The organism is Leucobacter sp. M11 (genome assembly GCF_035726885.1).
Classification (GTDB): domain Bacteria; phylum Actinomycetota; class Actinomycetes; order Actinomycetales; family Microbacteriaceae; genus JAPFRB01.
Window position 1 is genome coordinate 391,519 of sequence record NZ_JAPFRB010000004.1, and the last position, 800, is coordinate 392,318.

Sequence of the window (800 nt, forward strand, 5' to 3'; positions counted from 1 at the left end):
CCTCGGCGCGGAACACCTGGCGAAGCACCCACTCGGCGCGGGGCTTGGGGGCATCGAGGCGCGCGTGCGCCCCGCGGGACTCCGCTCGCCGGAGCGCGGCGGCGGCGAGCAGGCTGCCGAGCAGGGCGAGGTTCGCGGTCTCGCGCTCGGCGACGGCGGCATCAGCCGGGAGGGCGTCGCCCGCCGCGGCCCAGGCATCGAAGCGCTGCCCCGCCGCGCGGAGCCCCGCCTCGGAGCGGCTGAGGCCGAGCTCAGCCCAGGCGAGCGCGCGCAGCTCGTCTCGGTCCGGGAGCGCGGACGCGGTTTCGGGGGTCGCGGCGGCGGGGCGCAGCAGCAGCTCCCGCGACGGGATCGCCTCGTCCGCCTGCGGCACCGGGGTGGTGTCCGGATCGACGCCGCCCGCCCGGTCACGGAGCGCGGCGAGGGCCGCGCGCTGCCCGAACACGAGCCCCTCCAGGAGCGAGTTCGAGGCGAGCCGATTCGCCCCGTGCACCCCGGAGCACGCGCTCTCCCCGGCCGCGTAGAGCCCCGGCAGGGAGCTGCGCCCGTGTCGATCCGTGCGAATCCCGCCCATGAGCGAGTGCGCGGCCGGGGCCACGGGTACCGGCTCCCGCGTCCAGTCGAGCCCCGCGGCGGCGCAGAGCGCGGTGATGCCGGGAAAGCGGCGCGCGAGATCCGGCACCCGGGTCGCGTCGAGCCGGACCGGGGCGCCGCCCTGCGCGGCCATCTGCGCGGCGATGCCCCGGGCGACCTCGTCCCGGGGGGCGAGCTCGCCGAGTGGGTGCCGGGCGGGCATGAAG

General features: G+C 79.0%; 1 protein-coding gene. It reads right to left on the minus strand.

Features of this window, described 5'->3' with window-relative positions; genetic code table 11:
* Positions 1 to 800 (minus strand): FAD-binding protein (locus OOT08_RS13930; RefSeq protein WP_325093390.1); only part of this gene is annotated, 800 nt, incomplete at both ends.